Annotated in this window: 18 protein-coding genes and 1 riboswitch; of the genes, 14 read left to right on the forward strand and 4 right to left on the reverse strand. The window is 63.2% G+C overall.

What is annotated here, in order from left to right; genetic code table 11:
- Position 1 precedes the first annotated feature (1 nt).
- Positions 2-790 (forward strand): heme ABC transporter ATP-binding protein, encoded by a 789-nt coding sequence (locus ACXAEK_RS22120; RefSeq protein WP_475045426.1) that lies wholly within the window; start codon positions 2-4, stop codon positions 788-790.
- A 34-nt stretch (positions 791-824) separates the two neighbouring features.
- On the opposite strand, the gene ACXAEK_RS22125 is transcribed toward ACXAEK_RS22120, so the two are convergent.
- Positions 825-1,826: an IS30 family transposase gene (locus ACXAEK_RS22125; protein ID WP_475039195.1), complete on the reverse strand. Its 1,002-nt coding sequence runs from the start codon at positions 1,824-1,826 to the stop codon at positions 825-827.
- 108 nt (positions 1,827-1,934) lie between these two features.
- Complete coding sequence (locus ACXAEK_RS22130; protein WP_475039194.1) at positions 1,935-2,945, reverse strand: IS30 family transposase; 1,011 nt, start codon at positions 2,943-2,945, stop codon at positions 1,935-1,937.
- Positions 2,946-3,270: 325 nt separating this feature from the next.
- Here ACXAEK_RS22130 and ACXAEK_RS22135 point away from each other — a divergent pair, with 325 nt between their 5' ends.
- The 5 genes from ACXAEK_RS22135 to ACXAEK_RS22155 are packed head-to-tail and all read left to right on the forward strand — an operon-like array spanning position 3,271 to position 6,404.
- The gene (locus ACXAEK_RS22135) at positions 3,271-3,999 is read left to right on the forward strand and encodes an energy-coupling factor ABC transporter ATP-binding protein (RefSeq protein ID WP_475045428.1); all 729 of its coding nucleotides are present in this window, start codon (positions 3,271-3,273) and stop codon (positions 3,997-3,999) included.
- Positions 3,974-4,588 (forward strand): CbiQ family ECF transporter T component, encoded by a 615-nt coding sequence (locus tag ACXAEK_RS22140; protein WP_475045429.1) that lies wholly within the window; start codon positions 3,974-3,976, stop codon positions 4,586-4,588. The genes ACXAEK_RS22135 and ACXAEK_RS22140 overlap by 26 nt, the downstream gene beginning before the upstream one ends.
- A 1-nt stretch (position 4,589) precedes the next feature.
- Complete coding sequence (locus ACXAEK_RS22145) at positions 4,590-5,147, forward strand: biotin transporter BioY (RefSeq protein ID WP_475045431.1); 558 nt, start codon at positions 4,590-4,592, stop codon at positions 5,145-5,147.
- On the forward strand, positions 5,137-5,829 hold the full coding sequence (locus ACXAEK_RS22150) for a nitroreductase (protein ID WP_475045433.1): 693 nt from the start codon (positions 5,137-5,139) through the stop codon (positions 5,827-5,829). The genes ACXAEK_RS22145 and ACXAEK_RS22150 overlap by 11 nt, the downstream gene beginning before the upstream one ends.
- Positions 5,826-6,404, forward strand: coding sequence for a hypothetical protein (locus tag ACXAEK_RS22155; RefSeq protein ID WP_475045435.1), 579 nt, complete (start codon positions 5,826-5,828; stop codon positions 6,402-6,404). Before ACXAEK_RS22150 ends, ACXAEK_RS22155 begins: the two co-directional genes overlap by 4 nt.
- Before the next feature lie 2 nt (positions 6,405-6,406).
- Here ACXAEK_RS22155 and ACXAEK_RS22160 read toward each other — a convergent pair whose 3' ends face one another.
- Complete coding sequence (locus ACXAEK_RS22160; RefSeq protein WP_475045436.1) at positions 6,407-7,513, reverse strand: thiolase family protein; 1,107 nt, start codon at positions 7,511-7,513, stop codon at positions 6,407-6,409.
- The gene (locus tag ACXAEK_RS22165; protein ID WP_475045555.1) at positions 7,510-8,598 is read right to left on the reverse strand and encodes an AMP-binding protein; all 1,089 of its coding nucleotides are present in this window, start codon (positions 8,596-8,598) and stop codon (positions 7,510-7,512) included. The genes ACXAEK_RS22160 and ACXAEK_RS22165 overlap by 4 nt, the downstream gene beginning before the upstream one ends.
- Before the next feature lie 234 nt (positions 8,599-8,832).
- Positions 8,833-8,937, forward strand: a riboswitch (TPP riboswitch).
- 46 nt (positions 8,938-8,983) lie between these two features.
- On the opposite strand from ACXAEK_RS22165, the gene thiD reads away from it, so the two are divergent.
- The 8 genes from thiD to ACXAEK_RS22205 all read left to right on the forward strand — a co-directional run bounded on the left by thiD (position 8,984) and on the right by ACXAEK_RS22205 (position 21,481).
- A complete protein-coding gene (gene thiD, locus ACXAEK_RS22170; RefSeq protein WP_475045438.1) occupies positions 8,984-9,796 on the forward strand; it encodes a bifunctional hydroxymethylpyrimidine kinase/phosphomethylpyrimidine kinase in 813 nt (270 codons plus the stop codon).
- Positions 9,797-9,857: 61 nt separating this feature from the next.
- On the forward strand, positions 9,858-10,793 hold the full coding sequence (locus ACXAEK_RS22175) for an ABC transporter substrate-binding protein (RefSeq protein ID WP_475045439.1): 936 nt from the start codon (positions 9,858-9,860) through the stop codon (positions 10,791-10,793).
- On the forward strand, positions 10,790-11,473 hold the full coding sequence (tenA, locus tag ACXAEK_RS22180) for a thiaminase II (protein WP_475045441.1): 684 nt from the start codon (positions 10,790-10,792) through the stop codon (positions 11,471-11,473). The genes ACXAEK_RS22175 and tenA overlap by 4 nt, the downstream gene beginning before the upstream one ends.
- Positions 11,470-12,195: an ABC transporter ATP-binding protein gene (locus tag ACXAEK_RS22185; protein WP_475045442.1), complete on the forward strand. Its 726-nt coding sequence runs from the start codon at positions 11,470-11,472 to the stop codon at positions 12,193-12,195. Before tenA ends, ACXAEK_RS22185 begins: the two co-directional genes overlap by 4 nt.
- Positions 12,195-12,851: a TenA family protein gene (locus tag ACXAEK_RS22190; protein ID WP_475045444.1), complete on the forward strand. Its 657-nt coding sequence runs from the start codon at positions 12,195-12,197 to the stop codon at positions 12,849-12,851. The genes ACXAEK_RS22185 and ACXAEK_RS22190 overlap by 1 nt, the downstream gene beginning before the upstream one ends.
- Positions 12,848-13,591, forward strand: coding sequence for an ABC transporter permease (locus ACXAEK_RS22195; protein WP_475045445.1), 744 nt, complete (start codon positions 12,848-12,850; stop codon positions 13,589-13,591). The genes ACXAEK_RS22190 and ACXAEK_RS22195 overlap by 4 nt, the downstream gene beginning before the upstream one ends.
- A gap of 246 nt (positions 13,592-13,837) precedes the next feature.
- Positions 13,838-16,630: a bifunctional aconitate hydratase 2/2-methylisocitrate dehydratase gene (locus ACXAEK_RS22200; protein ID WP_475045447.1), complete on the forward strand. Its 2,793-nt coding sequence runs from the start codon at positions 13,838-13,840 to the stop codon at positions 16,628-16,630.
- Between the two features lie 408 nt (positions 16,631-17,038).
- The gene (locus ACXAEK_RS22205; RefSeq protein ID WP_475045449.1) at positions 17,039-21,481 is read left to right on the forward strand and encodes a LamG-like jellyroll fold domain-containing protein; all 4,443 of its coding nucleotides are present in this window, start codon (positions 17,039-17,041) and stop codon (positions 21,479-21,481) included.
- Positions 21,482-21,604: the final 123 nt, after the last annotated feature.

Below are 21,604 nucleotides of genomic sequence, written 5' to 3' on the forward strand. Positions count from 1 at the left end.
CGTGCAGGCAATCGGTATCACGGTAAAACTCGGCCGCCGCACTATTCTGGAGAATGTGGACTTCGAGGCCAGGCCCGGCGAAGTCACCGCCATTGCCGGACCGAACGGGTCTGGTAAAACCACGCTGCTGCGGGCCATGACCGGCGAGGTTCCGTTCTCCGGCCAGGTGCTGCTGAACGGCCAGGACACTGCCAAGACGAAGCCCTGGCAGCTGGCCGCAATCCGGGCAGTTCAGCCGCAATCTGCTGCAGTTGCCTTTCCCTTTACAGTGCTGGAAATCGTCCGCCTTGGTCTGTCCGCCGGACTTGCGGCGGCAGACACCAGCTTGCCCTTGCAGGCGCTGGAGCAGGTTGGCCTTGCAGGCTTTGCCGGCCGAACCTACCAGGATCTTTCAGGCGGAGAACAACAGCGGGTGCAGCTGGCCAGGGTCATGACCCAGGTTTGGGAACCGGTGCTGGATGGCGCCCCGCGCTGGTTGATTCTGGATGAACCGGTCGCAAGCCTGGACATCGGCCACCAGTTTACGGTGATGGATCTGGCCCGCAGCTACGCGCAGCGCGGCGGCGGCGTTGTTTCCGTTATGCACGATTTGAATCTCACCGCCATGTTTGCGGACAAGATCATGCTCATCCATGCAGGCAAAGCTGTGTTCTCAGGCACTCCGCAGGAGGTAATGACCAATGAAACCCTGTCGCAGGTCTACGGCTCCCAGGTGCCAGTCAACACAATGCCGCCTGACGGTGTTCCGTATCTGCTGCCGCAGGCGCGCAATCCTGTGAGCGATATTTGAACCGCAACTCTTGTCTGGGTCCAGGGTAGGTGGCTCACCTCATTTCCTCTAGCATCTTTTCCCGGAAGACCTCTGCTGGGGTCTTCCACCCGAGACATTTGCGGGGTGTGTTGTTAAGACGGCCGCAGATCACTTTCATGTCGTGATCTGAGAGCTGTCGGATGTCGCGCTTTCGCGGGAGCCATCGCCGGGCCCGCCGGTTTGTGTTTTCGACGGTGCCTTTCTGCCACGGGCTTGATGGGTCGCAGAACCAAGTCTGTGTTCCGATTTCGGCTTGCAGGTGCGGCCAGCTAACGAACTCGGTGCCGCGATCGAAGGTGATCGATTTCCGCGCCAGGTGAGGCAGATCACGGATGGCCCTCATGATCTTGCCCATGACGGGCTTCGTGCGTTTGTTCGGGTTCTTCAACAAGACCGTGAAGCGGCTGGCGCGCTCAACCAGGGAAGTCACATTGGGCTGTCCAAGGCTTTGCTTGAACAGCATAAGATCAGCTTCCCAGTGCCCGAACTGGCGGCGGTGGGCCACATAATCCGGGCGGAACAGGATACTGACATCACAATGGAATTTGGACTTCTGAAGCTTGCGGGCGCGCCTTGGCCTGCGAGCTGCGCGGTGGGTTGGCAGATACCACCAGAGTTCCTGTCCCATACCTTCCTTGGAGTAGATGTAGCGGTAGATGGTTTCCTGGCAGACCCGAAGCCTGGCGCCTTCATGGATCATCCGGTTTCCGATTTGCTCCGGGGTCCACCCGTTCTTCAGACCTTCCACGACGCGCTTACGTAATTCAGGATGCCGGATCAGTTTCCGTTGTCGCGCGCGCCGGTCGGCTGCCATCAGCTGGGCCGCGGCACCGTAATAGCCATCACATTTTGGCAGGCAGGGATCGGAAAAATGGTTCCGCTTCAGTTCCCGGAATATCGTCGATCTGCAGCGGCCAAGCGCGCGCGCCATCTCGTTAACTGGAACCTTCGCATGCCTCCAGCGTTCAATCTTACGCCGCTCAGTGATACTCAGCTGGCTGTAAACAGCTCCCATTTCAATTCCTCTCGTCAGATAACATGCTGTTTTCTAACAAGTATCGCAGTTGGAGGTAGCGCGCTCCATTGTGAACTCACGCTGAAGCGCAATTTCTGATATGCCGTTCTATTCCAATCGGTTTTGGATTTCCATCAGCTCGTTTTCGAAGATCTCAGCAGGGGTATGATAGCCCAAGCACTTGCGCGGTGTGGAATTGAGGCGATGGCAAATCGACCTCAAATACCGATTTGTCAGCGCCGTCGGTTCGGTTGGTCTGGGCAGATATCGGCGCAGCCTGTTATTGGTGTTCTCAACCGTGCCTTTCTGGTACGGCGCTTGCGGGTCACAGAACCACACATCCGCACCGGTCCCGGCTTTGAGGTGCCGCCAGGCTGAGAACTCCGTACCTCGATCAAAGGTGATCGACTTGCGCGCATCGGCGGGCAGGGGAGCCAGGCCTTGGATTAGCGCTTCCATGATCGGCTTGGACTGGCGATCCTCGTTGCGCTTGACGACAGCATACCGGCTGACGCGCTCGACCAGGGAGGTTACGTTGACCTTCCCATGTTCCTTGCGGAACATCATCAGATCGCATTCCCAGTGGCCAAACTCGGCACGCTCAGAGATGCGCTCAGGCCTGTGGGACAGGCTTTGGACGTCGAAGATGTGTGTCCTGTTGTGCCTGCGATAACCCCGCGGCCTGCGACGGCAGCGGTGCTCGGGCAGGTGGCGATAGAACTGCTCGTCGCGGCCGTCCTTGGAATAGGCAAACCGATAGATCGTCTCATGGCTGACGCGGATCGGATGACGTTCCAAACGCATTCGGCCTGCGATCTGTTCCGGCGGCCAGCCAGCTTTGAGCCTGTCTTCGAAGGCTTCCTTCAGTTCAGGATAAACGATCATCTTGCGATGGATCGCGCGGCGCGCCTCGTATTTGTCCTGAGCGACAAGCGCGTGGTAGCCGTTCAGCTCCGGCAGTTCGTCGTCCGTATATTGGTTCCGCTTGATGTCCCGGTAGATCGTGCAGGGCGCGCGGCCCAAGCGATCAGCGATCTCCGCTATCGGCATTTTGGCTTCAAGCCACTTAGCGAGCTTGCGTCGTTCAACCAGCTTCAGGTGACAGTAGTGGCTTCCCATTCTTCATACTCCATGCAACTCTTTGTATTCGTACAGAATTTGCACTTCGTTTGTGAATCCACCAAAGCGGCATAATATCATCTGTAATCTGTATTATGATAAAACAGAACGATGCCGCCATCTTGCTTCACCTTGCCCCCTATTTCTGCGCAACCAGACGGTGCCGCATTCTGACACGTTTCCTTGAAACCCTGCCCGCGCGCTGCCAGGATTTAAATTTACTTGCACTTTGCATGTTCCCGGTCCATGGCTGCGCGCCAAGGAATTGGCCGGAGCCGCAGCTGCGGTTGCCGGTCCTGACGGAAACCAGGCAAAGGATGCGGCTGTGACCACGCCAAGCCGGATTGAAATTCAAAAGGTGGATTTCTCCATAGAGGGCAAGCAGGTTCTGCGGGACCTCAGCCTGACGCTTGGCGAGCGGCGCATCGGCGTCGTCGGCCGGAACGGTTCCGGCAAGTCGACACTGGCCCGCCTGATCGCGGGTCTGGCGGTGCCGGCATCCGGCACGGTGCGGATCAACGGTAAAAATCTGGCCAAGGACCGGCGCGCGGCACTGAAGGAAGTCGGCATCCTGTTCCAGAACCCGGAACATCAGATCATTTTCCCGACGGTCGGTGAAGAAATCGCCTTTGGCCTGGAACAGCAAGGGCTCAGCAAGACCGAGGCCGCTGCTGCAAGCGCCGCCGTCCTTGAACGGTTTGGGCTGGGCCATTGGCAACAGGCCTACATCAATACCCTGTCGCAGGGCCAGAAGCACCTGGTCTGCCTGATGGCGGTGGTCGCCATGGCGCCCCGGCTGCTGGTGCTGGACGAACCCTTTGCAGGACTGGACATACCGACCAAGGCGCAGCTCAACCGGTATCTCAAGTTCTATCAAGGCACCCTTTTGCACATCACCCACGACCCGTCTGACCTGGCTGGCTACGCGCATCTGGTCTGGATCGACCAGGGCAGCGTCCGGATAGCCGGACCGCAGGAAAACGTGATGGCTGCCTACAAGGACGCAATGCACTGCCAGGGGGATGCCGATGATCTCGCTCACCTCTCCGGTTAGGACACGGGCGCACAGCTGGCCGGCCTGCGCCAAGCTGGCGTCATTGGGAGCGGCAACTTTTGCCCTTTTTCTGATCTCTGATCTGCGGCTGCTTGCGGCTGCCCTTTTGCTGATGGGCGGCCTCTACGCGCTGCCAGGGCTGCAGTTTTTCCGGACCGGGATGGTGCGTTTGCAAGTGCTGTGGCCCTTTCTGGCCATTCTCGCCATCTGGCATGTGGCGACCGCAACTTACAGCGAAGGCGCAGAGATCATAATGCGCCTGCTGACCGCGGTCGGACTTGCCAACCTGGTCACCATGACCACTGCCCTAAGCGAGATGATCGAGGTCATCCGCTGGCTGGCCGCCCCGCTGCGCCGGCTCGGCCTGAACACGCGGGCTCTGGAGCTGGCAATCGCCCTGGTGATCCGCATCCTGCCAACCCTCATCAACAACGGCCAGCGCCTTACTGAGGCCTGGCGCGCCCGCTCGCCGCGCCGTCCCGGCTGGCGGGTGGTTGTCCCTTTCACCCTGCTCGCTCTGGACGATGCCGACCACCTGGCCGAAGCGCTGCGCGCCCGCGGCGGCATCCTGGAAACCAAGGAGACCTGACATGGAACGCAATGTCGTCCTCATCGCGCTGTTCACAGCGCTCATCGCTGCCCTGGGCCTGGTGCCCAAGCTGACCCTGGCCAGCGGCATTCCGATCACCGCGCAAAGCATGGGGATCATGCTGTGCGGAACCGTGCTCGGCGCCAAACGCGGCGCGCTGGCAGTGCTGCTGTTTGTGGTCCTAGTGGCTGCCGGCCTGCCGCTTCTGGCAGGCGGCCGCGGCGGCCTGGGCGTGTTCACCACCCCCTGGGCCGGCTTTTACTACGGCTTCCCGGTTGCGGCCTTTGCTGCCGGTCTGGTGATGGAGAAATGGACATCCGGCAATGTCACCGTCATCGCTGCAGTTGCCGCCGTCGCGGGCGGCATCGGCGCGCTCTACCTGGTGGCGGTCCCCTATTACATGGTGATGAAGCCCGCGGGCTTCGGCGAAGCGCTGCTGACCGCCATGGCGCCTTTCATGCCCGGCGATCTGATCAAGGCGGTTCTGGCCGGCCTGATCACCGGTGCGCTATACAAGGCCCGCCCCTCCAGCGTGCTGTCGCGCGCCTATGCTGCCTGAGTTCGAACAACTCCTGTCAAACCGCCGGTCGGTCCGGGCCTATACCAGCGCCCCGGTCCGCCGCGCCACGGTGGAGCGGATTTGCGCCGCCGCCCGGCAAGCCCCCAGCGGCGCCAATCTGCAGCCCGGCACCTTTCACGTGCTGTCCGGCGCCACCTTGTCTGCGCTGACCGCGGAACTGGCGCAGGCCGCCGCTGAAAACCGCCCTGCGGACAGCGAATATTCCTATTTTCCCAGCCCAATGCCCGCTGAGCTGAAGGACAGGCAGCGCAAGGCCGGATATGCGCTTTATGCTTCCCTCGGCATCGGCCGCCGCGACCTTGCCGGGCGGCGGCAGCAATTTGCCCGCAACTACGCCTTCTTCGGCGCGCCTGTCGGGGTGGTTGCCACAATCGACCGGCGGATGGGCAAAGGGTGTTTCATGGACCTTGGCATGGCCATCATGAGCTTTCTGCTGGCGGCAGAAAGCCACGGTCTCGGGGCTACCGGGATCGGTGCCTTGGCCAACTACGGCCGGCTTGTCCATCGCCATCTTGAACTGCCGAAACAGGAACTTGTGGTCTGCGGCATTGCCCTGGGCCACCCGGATCGCCAGGCCGCAGTCAACCAGTTCCGCACGGAACGGCAGCCGCTGGACGCTTTCACAACCTTCCGCGGCTTTGAAAACGAGGACACCGCATGACCATGGCTTCTGCAGATCCAGGACCGCACCCCGTCACCCGCGCCGAATGCGACGCGGCGCTGCCCGCCATCCTGGCGGCCCCCAAGGACGGCGCGGCAATCGAAACCCTGTGCTTCCGCCCCGGCTATGGCGAGCGTGTCTTCCCTGCCAGCCTCCAGCTGTCGGCAGCCCGCGGCATTGAAGGGGAGCGCTGGCTGAAAGCCCCGTGGCTGACACTGTCCGACGGCAGCCCGGACCCGCGGATCCAGGTGTCTATCCTGCCCAAGCGGGTGGTGGACCTGTGCTGGCGCGACCGCAAGAACACAGTGCATCCAGGCGACACGATCGTCGCGGATCTGGACCTGAGCGAAGCCAGCATGCCTGTTGGCACCCGGCTGCAAATCGGCAGCGCAGTGGTCGAGGTTTCGGATAAGTTCAACACGGCCTGTGTGAAATGGCGCGACCGCTACGGCGCCGAAAGCCTTGCCTGGATCAATCACCGGCCGCACCGTCCCCTGCGCCTGCGCGGCGTGCTGTGCCGGATCGTGGGTGATGGCGAAATCCGCGCCAGCGACCGGATCCGCAAACTGCCCTAGGCTCAGGCCTGCAAAAGCAATGCGCTGCCCAGCCCGCCGGCGGATGCGATGGCCGCAAGGCCGGTGCCGCCGCCCGCCGCCAAGTCGTGGAACAGCCGCACGGCCAGGATCGCGCCCGAAGCCCCGATCGGATGGCCGCGCGCCAGGGAGCCACCGTGCCGGTTGACAATCTCCTGCGGCAGTCCCGCCCCCTGCTGGCAGGCAATGGCTTGAACCGCAAAGGCCTCCATGACCTCCGCCGCGGCAAGATCGCGCGGCGTCAAATCAGCCTGACCAAGCACCGCAGCCACAGCGGGGACCGGTGCGAGACCCGGCTGCGTTGGATCCGCGCCCAGGGTGGCACCAGCCAGCACAGCTGCAGCGGGACCCGGATGCCGCCGGGCGATCTTTTCCGAAACCATCAGCACAAACCCCGCGGCATCCGCAGCAACGGCCATGTTCGCTGCAGTGATGCTGCCGCAAACCGGCCGGGCCCGCGCGCACAGCCGGGGTGCCAGTGCCCGGCTGAAACTATCCTGGCCAAGACCTGCAACCGGGGTGATCTCTGCTGCCAGCCGCGGTCTTGCAGACAGGGCCTTGGCATGGCTGTCCTGCGCCCAGGCGTCCTGGTCATCGCGGCTGATTTTCAGCTGCTGCGCCAGCGCCTCTGCCGCTTCCGCCATGCCAGGGTCGCGGTCCGGCCAGGGGGTAAAGAGCGCCTGATCATAGGCCTCTGGCGGGCGGCCATCGGCAAAGGTGTGCATCCGGACCGGGCGGCGGGAATAGCTTTCGGCACCGCCGGCAATCACCACATCATGCAGCCCAGCACGGATCATCGCATCGCCAAGGATCACCGCATCCAGCCCGCCCGCGCATTGCCGGTCCAGGCTCAGGCCCGCAACACGCTCCGGCAGCCCCGCTGCCAGGGCGGCAATACGGGCAGGATTGCCCCCCGCTCCCAGGGCATTTGCCAGCACCAGCTCGCCTGCCTGCTCCGGTGCCAGGCCTGCCCTGGCCAGCACATCCTTGATCACAGGCGCCGCCAAATCATGCGGCAGACAGGCCCTGAAAGCGCCATTGCGCGGCGCAACCGCGCTGCGGCAGGCAGCGATTATAAAACTCCGGCTCACAGCACCCCCTCCTGCCACATCCGGGCAAGACGCTGCAGGTCCGGCTTCCCGGCCGGCAGCAGCGGCATCCTGTCTGTCTTGCGGATTTCCCGCGGCACAGCAGCGTCTCCCAAGGCAGCCCGGCAGGCCTTGCGCAGTGCGGCCCCGCTGCCGCCGCCCTGCACCACCGCCACGATCCGGTGCCCGCGCAGCGGATCTTCCAGCGCCAGCACCGCCGCAGCAGCAACACCGGGTTCCGCCAGCAGAACTGCCTCGACCGCCTCAGGAAAAACGTTCTGGTCCGCGACCGTCACCATACGGCTGCGCCGCCCCCGCAGGTACAAGTATCCGCCAGCATCCAGCACCCCGATTTCCCCGATTGACAGGAACCCATCGTCCCAGGCCGTCAGATCGCTGCTGCCTCCTTCATAGCCTTCAAACAGATACGGGCTTCTCACCCAGATCTCCCCGGCCTCCCCCGGCGCGCCGCCACCGCCAATCCGCACTTCAACCCCGGGATAGGCCTTGCCCACCGATCCTGGCGGCGTGCTGCCATCTGATACAGAGATGAAACTGGTCTCGGACGCGCCAAAGAACTCCAGCACCTGCGCCCCCGGAAACCGGTCCGCCAGGGCATTGCGCAGGGCCTCATCGAGCTTGCCACCGCCGCACATCACATGCCTGACGCCTTCGAAAACGCCCTTGGCTGCGCCGGTCAGCAGGCGCAGCTGGCTGGGCGTCGCATATAGCACTGTCACCCCGAATTGCCGGACCGCGGCGGCCTGCTGCACTAGGCTTTGCCTGGACAAAACCGCCAGCCCGCAACCCTGATGCAACGCTTCCACTGCCGCATACAGGCTGAGCGAATGCCCCAGATGCCCAAGCACGGCATAGACATCCTGCGGCCCTGCCGCCAGCAGCCGCGCATTGACAGCAAAGCTGGCGCGCCAGCTGGCCGGGCGGCGGCGGATCAGCTTTGGCGCTCCAGTCGAGCCGGAGCTTTCGCAATAGACCCGCTGCTTTTCGCCCGGCCCGTCCTGCAGCGGCCTGGAAGCCTGCGGCCCTGCCCGGAACGGTATTTTGCGGCCGATGCACCTCAACAGCACTTCAACACCCGCAGCCTCTGGCGTCAGGACGCGTGCAGATGGCGCAACTTGAAAACAATCCTCATCTCCTGCCACGGCAGCGCGCTTCCTTTCTGGCCTTCTCCTGCCCGGCGGCCTGCAGCCGGGACGGTGCCATCCAACTGAATTTTTCACCCAATGACCAGCGGTGCGGCTGGAAAAAACGGCGCCATCCCTGCGCGGCGTTGACGGAAAGCAGCGGCGTTGCTATCCAGCCTGCAACCGTTGGGGTGCCCCGTTTGGGGCTGAGAGGCGCTGATGCGCTAACCCATCGAACCTGATCCGGGCAATACCGGCGTAGGGAACGGTCTCAAACCTGAAGACGTATTCCGTATGCGGTGCCCTTAATTTTTTGGGGGGGGTGCCAATGGCCCATATTGCGTTGACTATTGCAGGATCCGACAGCGGCGGCGGCGCCGGGGTCCAGGCGGATCTCAAGACCGTGTCGGCGCTGGGAGTGTATGGCGCCAGCGTCATCACCGCAGTCACTGCCCAGAACACCCGTCAGGTCACGGCGGTGCATGAGATCCCGCTGGATGTGGTCGCCGCCCAGATCGATGCGGTACTCAGCGATTTGGATGTACGCGCCATTAAGATCGGCATGCTGGCCACGCCGCAGATCATCGAAACCGTCGCCAAAGCCATCGCGGACTATCCTGGCCCGGTTGTCCTGGACCCGGTGATGGTGGCAAAATCCGGCGACGCCCTGCTGGCGCAGGGGGCCGTGGACACGCTGCGCCGGGAACTGCTGCCGCGCGCAACCTTGCTGACCCCCAACCTGCCGGAGGCCGCAACCCTTCTGAACGAGGCACCCGCAGACAATCCGGACAGGATGGCCGCGCAGGGGCTAGCTCTTTGCCGCACGGGCGCCAAGGCTGTCCTGATGAAAGGCGGCCACAGCACCGGCAGCACCTGCCATGATTTTCTGATCTCGGCTGACGGTGTCATCGCCGAATTCACCGCCCCGCGCCTGCTGACGGCCAACACCCACGGCACCGGCTGCACCCTGTCCTCTGCCATTGCCGCGGGCCTTGCCAAAGGCCTAACGCTGGCCCAGGCCGCCACCGAAGCCCACGCCTACCTTCAAGGTGCAATTGCTGCCGCTGACGGGCTTGGGGTGGGCCAAGGCCACGGCCCTGTCCACCACTTCCACCGCCAATGGCCTGCCGCTTGCCGCTGACAGATCCGGCCGGCCAAACACCCTTCGCCCCCCGCATGTGAACACAAAGGAAACGCCTTCCATGAAAAGACTTGCAACCGTACTTGCCCTTCTGGCCGCTACCCCCGCCGCAGCCCAGGACAAGATGACCCTGCTTTTGGACTGGTTCATCAACCCCGATCACGGGCCGGTCATCGTAGCGCAGGAACAGGGGTATTTTGCCGAACAGGGTTTGGAGGTGGAGATCGTGCCGCCTGCAGACCCCTCTGCCCCGCCGCGCCTGGTGGCCGCCGGCCAGGCCGATCTGGCGGTTTCCTATCAGCCGCAGCTGCATCTTCAGATCCACGAAGGCCTGCCGCTGAAACGGGTCGGAACCCTGGTTGCCACCCCGCTCAACTGCCTGCTTGTCCTGGAGGACGGCCCGATCAAATCCCCCGCCGACCTGAAGGGCAAGAAGATCGGCTTCTCTGTTGCCGGTGTCGAAGAGGCTGTCCTTGGAACGGTTCTGGGCAAGCACGGCGTTACCCTGGACGACGTCGAGATGATCAACGTGAACTTCTCCCTGTCGCCTTCGCTGATGAGCGGCCAAGTCGATGCGGTGATCGGGGCTTACCGTAACTTCGAGCTGAACCAGATGGACATCGAAGGCCGCCCCGGCACCTGCTTCTATATTGAGGAGGAAGGCGTGCCCTCCTATGACGAGCTGATCTATGTTGCCAATCCCGAAACCATGGACGCAGGCAAGGTTGAACGCTTCCTGGCGGCAACCGAAAAGGCCACCCAGTTCATCGTCAACAACCCGCAGAAAAGCTGGGAAATCTTCTCGGGCACGTCACCTGAACTGCAAGATGAACTGAACGCCCGCGCCTGGACCGACACCCTGCCCCGCTTTGCGCTGCGCCCGGCCGGGTTTGACGCCGGCCGCTATGAACGGTTCGAGGCGTTCCTTCAAGAAAAAGGCATGATCAGCAGCACCAATGCGGTGGAGGCCATCACCATCGACGTGACCGCGAAATGAGCGCGGCTCCGGATTATGGCCGCGCTTTCGGGCTGATGCGGGCGGCGGCTGGCGATCTGTGGCGCGACTACACCCGCCATGCCTTTGTCGAAGGCCTGCGCGACGGTTCGCTCCCGCGCGAAGCCTTCCTGCACTACCTGCGTCAGGACTACGTGTTCCTGGTCCACTTCTCCCGCGCCTGGGCGCTGGCGGTGGTCAAGGCCGAAACCCACGTGGAAATGCTGGCCGCCTCGGCCACAGTCAACGCGCTGATCAGCGTGGAGATGAAGCTGCATATCAGCATCTGTGCAGAGGCAGGCATCCCGCAGGAGGAACTGTTCACCACCCCCGAACGCCCCGGCAACCTGGCCTATACCCGCTATGTGCTGGAGGCGGGCTACTCCGGCGATTTCCTGACCCTGCTGGCTGCACTTGCCCCCTGCGTCATGGGGTACGGCGAAATCGGCGCACGGCTGTCGCAAGAGGCCGCCAGCGATAAATACAGCGCCTGGATCGGCACCTATGCCGGGGCAGAGTACCAGCAGGTTTGCCGCGATACCGGCATCCTGCTGGACAGCGCCCTGGAACGGCGGCTGGGGACAGCCTATGACCAGTTGCCGGTCTGGCAGTCCCTGTGCCGGGCATTCTCCACTGCCACAGAACTTGAGGCCGGGTTCTGGCAGATGGGCCTGGAACCATGACGCCGGCGCCCGGGATCACTGTTGCGGGCAGTGCCAGCATCGGCGGCGCACGGCTGTTTGCGCCGCTGAAACTGGATCTGCCCGCCGGACAGTGGACCTGCATTCTGGGCGGCTCGGGCACCGGAAAGACAACCCTGCTCCGGCTGATCGCCGGGCTGCGGACAGGGGCGGACTTTAACGGCACGATCTCTGCGTCGGACGGCTCCGATCCCGCCCCGCGCGTGGCCTACATGGCACAAAGCGACCTGCTGCTGCCCTGGGCCACCGTCACCCGGAATATCGCTCTCGGCGCCAGGCTGCGCGGCGGCAAGGGCGACCCTGCCCGTTTGCAGCATCTGCTGGAACGGGTGCAGCTGACAGACCATGCGCACAAGAAACCTGCCGCGTTGTCCGGCGGCCAGCGCCAGCGGGTGGCGCTTGCGCGCACCCTGATGGAAGACAAACCCGTCATCCTGCTGGACGAACCCTTTTCTGCACTGGATGCGCAAACCAGGGCTGACATGCAGGATCTTGCCGCCGAATTGCTGCAGGACCGTACTGTTCTGCTGGTCACCCACGACCCGGGCGAAGCCGCCCGCATGGGCCATTCAATCCAAATCCTGACAGTGCAGGGGCTAACTGATGTTCCTGCCCCGCAAATCCCCCTGCCCCGGCCCGCCGCCGCGCCGCAAGTGATGAAGGTGCAGGCGGGTCTCCTCACACTTCTCAGAAAGGGCCACTGATGAGTATCACCGAACAGCTCCGCGCTACCTGCCGTGACGATTGGCACGCAGCGACCCGCCATCCCTTCACTGATGCCTTGGCCGATGGCTCGCTGGACCGGGACAAGATGGCCGGCTACCTGCAGCAGGATTACCTTTTTGTCGAGGGCTTCGTGCGCCTTCTGGCCGCTGCCGTCGCCCATGGCCCCAGCTTGGCCGACGTGGTGCCCGGCGCCCGGTTCCTCGGCCTGATCTGCGGACCGGAAGACACCTATTTCCTGCGCAGCCTCAACGCCTTGGGCGTGCCTTCCAGCGGCCAGCAGCCGGCACCGGAAACCCGCGCCTTCCAGGCCCTGATGGACGAGGCCCGCCAGTCCGGCAGCTATACCAACATGCTGGCGGTCCTGGTGGTGGCTGAATGGATCTATCTGGACTGGGCCGCCCCAGTTGAGGACCAGGCCGCGGACCTGCCGTTCTGGCTGGGCGAATGGATCACCCTGCACGCAGGCGAGAGCTTCGCAGGCGTCGTGGCCTACCTCAGGGCACAGCTGGACGCAGCCTACCCCGCCTTGGAACCGGAAGCGCAGGCCGAGGCCACCCGCCTGTTCACCCGCGCGGTGGAACTTGAGCGTGCCTTCTTTGATGCGGCCTGGGCCGGGTTCCCGGTGGCACGATGACAGGCTGGAAGGCCGGCCTCGCCTCAGCCGCCGCTGCGCTCCTGCTGTGGCAGGCGGTGGTCAGCCTGACCGGGCTGCCCCGCTTTATCCTGCCAGGCCCGGCCCTGGTGGCAGAAACCTGGTGGATCCATCGCTGGATCATCGCGGAACACACGGCGGTAACCGCTGCCGAGGTGCTTTTGGGCCTGGTAATCGGTGCCGCCTTGGGCATTGCCACTGCCATCCAGCTGGCGGCATCTCCGGCGGTCCGCACCCTGGTGCAGCCGGTGCTGGTCTTCACCCAGGCGCTGCCAGTCTTTGCCCTGGCCCCTATCCTGACCCTGTGGCTGGGCTACGGTCTGTGGTCGAAAATCGCCATGGCAGTCCTGATCATCTATTTCCCGGTCACCTCTGCCTTTCTGGACGGGCTGATGCGAACCCCGCCAGGGTATCTGGACCTTGCCCGGGCCATGCAGGCCAAACCGTCGCGGATTCTATGGCAAATCAGGGTGCCTGCGGCCCTGCCCTCGCTGGCGTCCGGCCTGCGGCTGGCAGCGGTCTATGCGCCCATCGGCGCTGTGATCGGCGAATGGGTCGGCGCCTCGCGCGGGCTTGGATACCTGATGCTGCTGGCTAACGGCCGCGCGAAAACCGACCTGATGTTTGCCGCGATGCTGACACTGGGGGTGTTTTCAATACTCCTTCACCAGGCCGCCGGCCGCTTGCTGCGCCCCCTCAGCCACGATGGCGGCCACGGCTGAACATGCCCGCCCCAAGGTCTGCGCGGATTCGTCACGCTTGGATCACACGCCAATCCAGCGATAAAACTGCGAACCCCGAACGCGCAGCGGCACCGGCCGTTCAGATGGGGCATCGTGCCACTGCCAGGGATCTTGCAAAGCCCTCCCGGATGGTATACCGCCGCATACAAAATGAGACCCGGGCCCGTCGGCTGCTTCTGCAACCTGGGCCCCCCATCACCTGAACGCTTACTCGCCGGGATAGCCATGAGCCTTTACACTGACTACTTGAATGAAATCGAAACCCGCAAGGAACAGGGCCTGCACCCTAAGCCCATCGACGACGGCGCCCTGGTGGAAGAGCTCATTGCGCAAATCAAGGATGCCGGCAACGCGCACCGCGCCGACTCGCTAAACTTCCTTATCTACAACACCTTGCCCGGCACCACGAGCGCGGCCGGCGTTAAGGCGAAATTCCTGAAAGAGATCATCCTGGGCGACGCCGATGTCCCGGAGATCTCCACCTCTTTCGCATTTGAGCTGCTCTCTCACATGAAGGGCGGCCCTTCGGTCGAGGCTCTGCTGGATCTGGCCCTGGGCGATGATGCCGGCATTGCCCGGGACGCAGCAGAGGTCCTGAAAACCCAAGTGTTCCTGTATGAGGCGGACACCGGCCGGCTGAAAGCCGCATATGAGGCAGGCAGCAGCATCGCCAAGGATATTCTGGAAAGCTACGCCAAGGCTGAATTCTTCACCAAGCTGCCGGATATCGAAGAAGAAATTCAGGTAGTGACCTATGTGGCCGCCGAGGGCGATGTGTCCACCGACCTGCTGTCGCCCGGCGGACAGGCGCATTCGCGCTCCGACCGCGAGCTGCACGGTAAATGCCTAATGTCCGGAAAGGCGCAGCAGGAAATCGAAGCGCTGAAACTGCAGCACCCCGGCAAACGGGTGATGCTGGTGGCGGAAAAGGGCACCATGGGCGTGGGCTCCTCACGAATGTCCGGTATCAACAACGTGGCGCTGTGGACCGGCAAACAGGCCAGCCCCTATGTGCCCTTCGTCAACATCGCACCGGTTGTAGGCGGCACCAATGGCATCTCGCCGATCTTCCTGACCACCGTGGGCGTGACCGGCGGCATCGGCATCGACCTCAAGAATTGGGTCAAGAAAGTCGACGGCGAAGGCAATCCGATCCTGAACAACGACGACAGCCCCGTCCTAGAGCAGAAATACTCGGTTGAGACCGGCACCGTGCTGACCATCAACAGCAAGGACAAGAAGCTGTACAGCGAAGACGGCTCCAAGGAGCTGGCCGACCTCACCGCCTCCTTCACGCCGCAGAAGGTCGAGTTCATGAAGGCCGGCGGCTCTTATGCGATCGTCTTTGGCAAGAAGCTGCAAAGCTTTTCTGCCGAGGTGCTGGGCGTTGAACCAGCACCGGTTTTTGCCCCGGCCAAGGAAATCACCCACGAAGGCCAGGGCCTGACCGCGGTTGAGAAGATCTTTAACGCCAATGCCCGCGGTGCAACCCCGGGCGCGGTGCTGCACGCAGGCTCTGACGTGCGGGTCAAGGTCAACATTGTCGGCTCTCAGGACACCACCGGGCTGATGACCAGCCAGGAACTGGAAGCGATGGCCGCCACCGTCATCTCACCCTCGGTTGACGGCGCCTATCAGTCCGGCTGCCACACGGCCTCTGTCTGGGACTTGAAAGCACAGGCCAACATACCGCGCCTGATGTCCTTCATGAACAAATTCGGCCTGATCACTGCCCGAGACCCCAAGGGCGAATACCACGCAATGACCGACGTGATCCACAAGGTGCTGAACGACATTACCGTGGATGACTGGGACATCATCATCGGCGGCGACAGCCACACCCGCATGTCCAAGGGCGTGGCCTTCGGCGCTGACTCTGGCACCGTCGCGCTGGCACTGGCAACCGGCGAAGCCACCATGCCGGTCCCGGAATCGGTCAAGGTGACCTTCAAGGGTACCATGGCAGACCACATGGACTTCCGTGACGTCGTGCACGCCACCCAGGCCCAGATGTTGAAGCAGCATGGCGACAACGTCTTCCAGGGCCGTGTCATCGAGGTGCACATCGGCACCCTGCTGGCCGACCAAGCCTTCACCTTTACCGACTGGACAGCAGAGATGAAGGCCAAGGCTTCGATCTGCATCTCCAACGATGAAACCCTGATCGGTTCTCTGGAACTGGCCAAAAACCGCATCCAGATCATGATCGGCAAGGGCATGGACAACGAATCCGGCACGCTGCAGGGGCTGATCGACAAGGCAGACAAGCGCATCGCCGAAATAAAATCTGGTGAAAAACCTGCCCTGACCCCGGACAGCAACGCCAAATACTTTGCCGAAGTTGTCGTTGATCTCGACCAAATCGTGGAACCGATGATCGCCGACCCTGACGTCAACAACGCAGACGTGTCCAAGCGCTACACCCACGACACTATCCGCCCGGTGTCCTTCTACGGCGGAGACAAGAAAGTGGACCTGGGCTTTGTCGGCTCCTGCATGGTGCACAAAGGCGACATGAAAATCGTTGCCCAGATGTTGAAGAACCTGGAGAAGAAATCCGGTAAGGTGGCGTTCAATGCCCCCCTGGTTGTTGCAGCCCCCACCTACAACATCATCGACGAGCTGAAGGAAGAGGGCGACTGGGAAATCCTGCAGCGCTATTCCGGCTTTGAATTCAATGATTTCATGCCGAAAAGCACCGCCCGCACGGAATACGACAACATCCTGTATCTGGAGCGTCCGGGCTGCAACCTCTGCATGGGCAACCAGGAAAAGGCCGCAAAGGGCGATACGGTTCTGGCCACATCTACCCGCCTGTTCCAGGGCCGGGTGGTCGAGGACTCTGCCGAGAAGAAGGGCGAATCCCTGCTCGCCTCAACCCCGGTTGTCGTCCTGTCCGCTATTCTGGGCCGCACCCCCAGCGTGGAGGAATACAAGGAGGCCGTGGAAGGGATCGACCTGACCAAATTCGCCCCGCCGCTGGAAAAGCCTGCCACCACGCGGTCCGTCCACTTCTAAGCCCCAGTGCCTGCCGCCGGGCCTTTCCGGCGTCCAGCATTGTAAGACCCCTGACACACCCCCGCCCGGGGGGTGTGCCTTTTTGCCTGATCTTGCCCCCGGCCCGCCCCCTGCCGGCAGCAAGCGCCACCACGGCCATCAATTTGCCGCAACCCGGCCGCGCGCAGGACGGCAAAGGCCACATTCCAGCCCGCGCGCCCCGGTTTTGCCTGATTTTCGCCATAATTCAACGCAGCCATCGCTGCGCACCTGCAGCGATTGACCACAATTTCAAACCTTTATACGCCGCGCGCAAAAACCCGCTCATGCCGGCAAAAGCCTTGGAATGCCCCAATGGCGTCACGATAAACTCGTGACCGGGCAGTAGATTTCCAAACAACAACAGCCATAGCAAGGAGGACCCTAAGCGTGGCAGGAACAGTGATTCCGGATCCGGTTTTTTCGCAACTTGAGACCCGGCAGTATACAGGCGGCAGAAACGACGTCCTCAGCATCGGCCATTCCGGCGCCCTCGCGCTTGACGCGGCGACAGTTTCGCTGAGCTTTTCGCTGGACCGCTTGCCGGGTGACATGGCGCTGGTGTCCAAGGACGGCAGCGGTGCGGGCGACGGCGATTTCACGCTCTGGGTCAAGGACGGCACCCTGGTGCTGACCCAGTCCGGAGGCGGCGAGACCGAATATCTCAAAGTGCCGGATCTGGTGCTCTCGGCGCAGCAGACCTACCAAATCTCGGTAAGCTTCGGCGCGGACGGGCTGATGATCTGGCTCGACGGCGCGCTGGTGGCGGCGGAACCCCAGTTCAAACAGGGCCTTGCCGGCAATGATCATGCCCTGGTGATCGGTGGCAGCCGCGCCTGGCGCGACAGCCAGGACAGCGAGGCCCACTCGCTGTTCAAGGGCACCATCAGCGATGTGCGCCTCTTCGACGGCCAGCTCGGCGAGGCCAGCCAGCTGGCGCTGGCGGAGGCGGCCGGCACCGCCTCCGGCGCCAAAATGGCCGCGATGATGGAGGATCTGGCCCCGGCTTTCGGCCAGCTGCACGGCGCCAGCGATATCTTCCTGGACATTCTGGCGGATTACGGCGTCAGCCACCACGGCCACCTGGACCGCAGCCTCGGCATGATCACCCGCAACGGCGGCGACAACACGGTGCGCGGCACCGGCGGCGATGACGGCATCGACGCGGGCGGCGGCAATGACAAGATCAGCGGCCGCGGCGGCGGCGATGTGCTGCAGGGCAGCTACGGCAACGACACGCTGCTGGGCGGCGGCGGCCATGACGTGCTGGACGGCGGCCATGGCGAGGATACGCTGAAGGGCGGCGGCGGCAACGACCTGCTGATCAGCCGCGCCGACGGGCGCGAGGGCGCCATCTTCTATGACCCCAACCGCGACGAGGGCGACCCGCTGAACGAGCTGAACGATGGCAAGCTCTACCCGGACCAGCCGGTGCCGGGCGATGATCTACTGATCGGCGGAAAGGGCGCGGATATCTTTTACTTCCAGATGCTTATCAACGCCAAGGAGCGCTATATCGAGAAGCACACCCGCGACGACGGCACCATCAACTGGCACGGGGTCGCAGGCGAAAACGACAAGCTGCACGACCATTGGGTCGACATTCTGGGCAACGACGTGGTGCAGGATTACAGCCGCGCCGAGGGCGACCGCATCGTGATCGAAGGCCACACCACCGAGATCGCCTCAATCACCTATGGCGACAAGAACGGCGACGGGGTGATGGATCATTCGGTGATCAAGCTTTACTCCGACCAGGGCAACAACGGCGGCGCCCATAACGACGACCGGCTGGGTTCGATCACCGTCTACGGCGATCTGGTGAAGCTTTCGGACATCGAACACACCGCCGCCCCGGCCTATGGCATCGTCCGGACAATCGACGACCTGGAGGAGGCCCTGGCCCCCAAAGAGGTCTCCGAAAACACCGGCAAAATCAAAGTCCCGGGGGCAGCGCTGGCGGACGCCGCCGATGCCGCCGTTCCCGGGGTGAAAACCCCGGTCGCAGCCCTGCCCGGTCAGCATCTGCTGAGCGGTGAAGACGGCGACTATCTGAACGCGGGCCATCTGGACAGCCTGGAGCTGGATGCGGCGACAGTCTCGCTGAGCTTTTCGCTGGACCGCTTGCCGGGTGACATGGCGCTGGTGTCCAAGGACGGCAGCGGTGCGGGCGACGGCGATTTCACGCTCTGGGTCAAGGACGGCACCCTGGTGCTGACCCAGTCCGGAGGCGGCGAGACCGAATATCTCAAAGTGCCGGATCTGGTGCTCTCGGCGCAGCAGACCTACCAAATCTCGGTAAGCTTCGGCGCGGACGGGCTGATGATCTGGCTCGACGGCGCGCTGGTGGCGGCGGAACCCCAGTTCAAACAGGGCCTTGCCGGCAATGATCATGCCCTGGTGATCGGTGGCAGCCGCGCCTGGCGCGACAGCCAGGACAGCGAGGCCCACTCGCTGTTCAAGGGCACCATCAGCGATGTGCGCCTCTTCGACGGCCAGCTTGGCGAGGCCAGCCAGCTGGCGCTGGCGGAGGCGGCCGGCACCGCCTCCGGCGCCAAAATGGCCGCGATGATGGAGGATCTGGCCCCGGCTTTCGGCCAGCTGCACGGCGCCAGCGATACCTTCCTGGACATTCTGGCGGATTACGGCGTCAGCCACCACGGCCACCTGGACCGCAGCCTCGGCATGATCACCCGCAACGGCGGCGACAACACGGTGCGCGGCACCGGCGGCGATGACGGCATCGACGCCGGCGGCGGCAATGACAAGGTCAGCGGCCGCGGCGGCGGCGATGTGCTGCAGGGCGGCTACGGCAACGACACGCTGCTGGGCGGCGGCGGCCATGACGTGCTGGACGGCGGCCATGGCGAGGATACGCTGAAGGGCGGCGGCGGCAACGACCTGCTGATCAGCCGCGCCGACGGGCGCGAGGGCGCCATCTTCTATGACCCCAACCGCGACGAGGGCGACCCGCTGAACGAGCTGAACGATGGCAAGCTCTACCCGGACCAGCCGGTGCCGGGCGATGATCTACTGATCGGCGGAAAGGGCGCGGATATCTTTTACTTCCAGACGCTTATCAACGCCAAGGAACGCTATATCGAGAAGCACACCCGCGACGACGGCACCATCAACTGGCACGGGGTCGCAGGCGAAAACGACAAGCTGCACGACCATTGGGTCGACATTCTGGGCAACGACGTGGTGCAGGATTACAGCCGCGCCGAGGGCGACCGCATCGTGATCGAAGGCCACACCACCGAGATCGCCTCAATCACCTATGGCGACAAGAACGGCGACGGGGTGATGGATCATTCGGTGATCAAGCTTTACTCCGACCAGGGCAACAACGGCGGCGCCCATAACGACGACCGGCTGGGTTCGATCACCGTCTACGGCGATCTGGTGAAGCTTTCGGACATCGAACACACCGCCGCCCCGGCCTATGGCATCGTCCGGACAATCGACGACCTGGAGGAGGCCCTGGCCCCCAAAGAGGTCTCCGAAAACACCGGCAAAATCAAAGTCCCGGGGGCAGCGCTGGCGGACGACAGCAGCTTGGGCCTGGCAGCACCGGAAACCCCGGTTTTTGCCATGACCGGCCGCCATAAATTCGAGGCGGAAGACCGTTCCGCCTATGTGTTTGATCATCACAGCCGTCTGGCGCTGGCCAGCGGCACCATCGCCTTTCGTTTCAACGCGGACAGCTTGTCCGGCAACCAGACACTTATCTCCAAGGATGCCGCAGATTTTGGCGATGGCGGCCATCTGACAGTCTATCTGGATGACACCGGCAAGCTGCTCGTGCGTCTGCAAGACAGCGAAGCCTCACATTATTTCACTGCCGCAAATGCGGTCCAGGCAGGCAAGGACTATGACTTCAGCCTGAATTTCGGCAGCGGTGGCGTGGAAATCTACCTGAACGGCGCGCGGATCGCCTATGACACCGGCCTGGATTTCGATTGGACGAGCAACGAGGAGGCCCTGATCGCCGGCGCTTCGGGCTGGAGCAACACGCCCGGCGAAACCAGCAAGATCCACAGCTATTTCGACGGTTCCATCAGCGGGCTGGCAATCTATGGCGAAGTTCTGAGCGGCGAAGACGTGTTCGGCAGCAATCCACGCAGCGACCATGCGTATTTTGATGGCCGCATCGACAGCTTCCAGTTCAGCCGCGGCGGCGGTGAAACCAGTATCAGCAAGGGCGGCACCGCAACCACGCTGGACCCGGGTGATGCTTTTGCGGCATTCAAGGACATCACCATCCGGACCGCCGACATCCAATTCGGCTCGCAAACCGAAGATGATCTGCGCGGCGCGGACGGCGCCGACGTGCTGATCGGGCGCGGAGGCAATGACCGCCTGCAGGGCCATGGCAATGACGACCTGCTGCGCGGCGGCGGCGGCAATGACAGTCTCTATGGCGGCGGCGGCGAGGATACGCTTTCGGGCCAGTCCGGCGATGACAAGCTGGCAGGCGGCAGCGGCCGGGATCAGCTGTTCGGCGGCGACGGCAATGATACCCTCTATGGCGAAGATGGCTCCGACTGGCTCTATGGCGGGCTGGGCGACGACCGATTGCAGGGCCACAGCTGGAATGACTCCGGCCAGTCCAGCAAGGACCGCGCGGTGTTTGATGGAAATTTCGAAGACTACAGCTTTGAAAGCTACACCTACTTCGATTCCAACCGCGGGACAGATGTCACCCGTCTGACGGTGACCGATGCCGCCAGCGGCGGTGCCGACGGGTTCTATGAAGGCCGCGACCAGCTGCTGGACATCGATTTGCTGGTCTTTGCGGATCAGACGGTTGCCTTCGGCGACCTGCTCTGACACCCGCACTGCAGCTGTTGAAAACCACGGGACTGGCAGCCAGCGCCTGCCGCCAGTCCCACCCGCGAACGCTCATCTTCCGGGAAGTTTTTTTATTGAGGTGCGGCCTGCGAACTGGCTAGC

The sequence above is a fragment of the Leisingera sp. ABM4_101 genome, assembly GCF_056158725.1.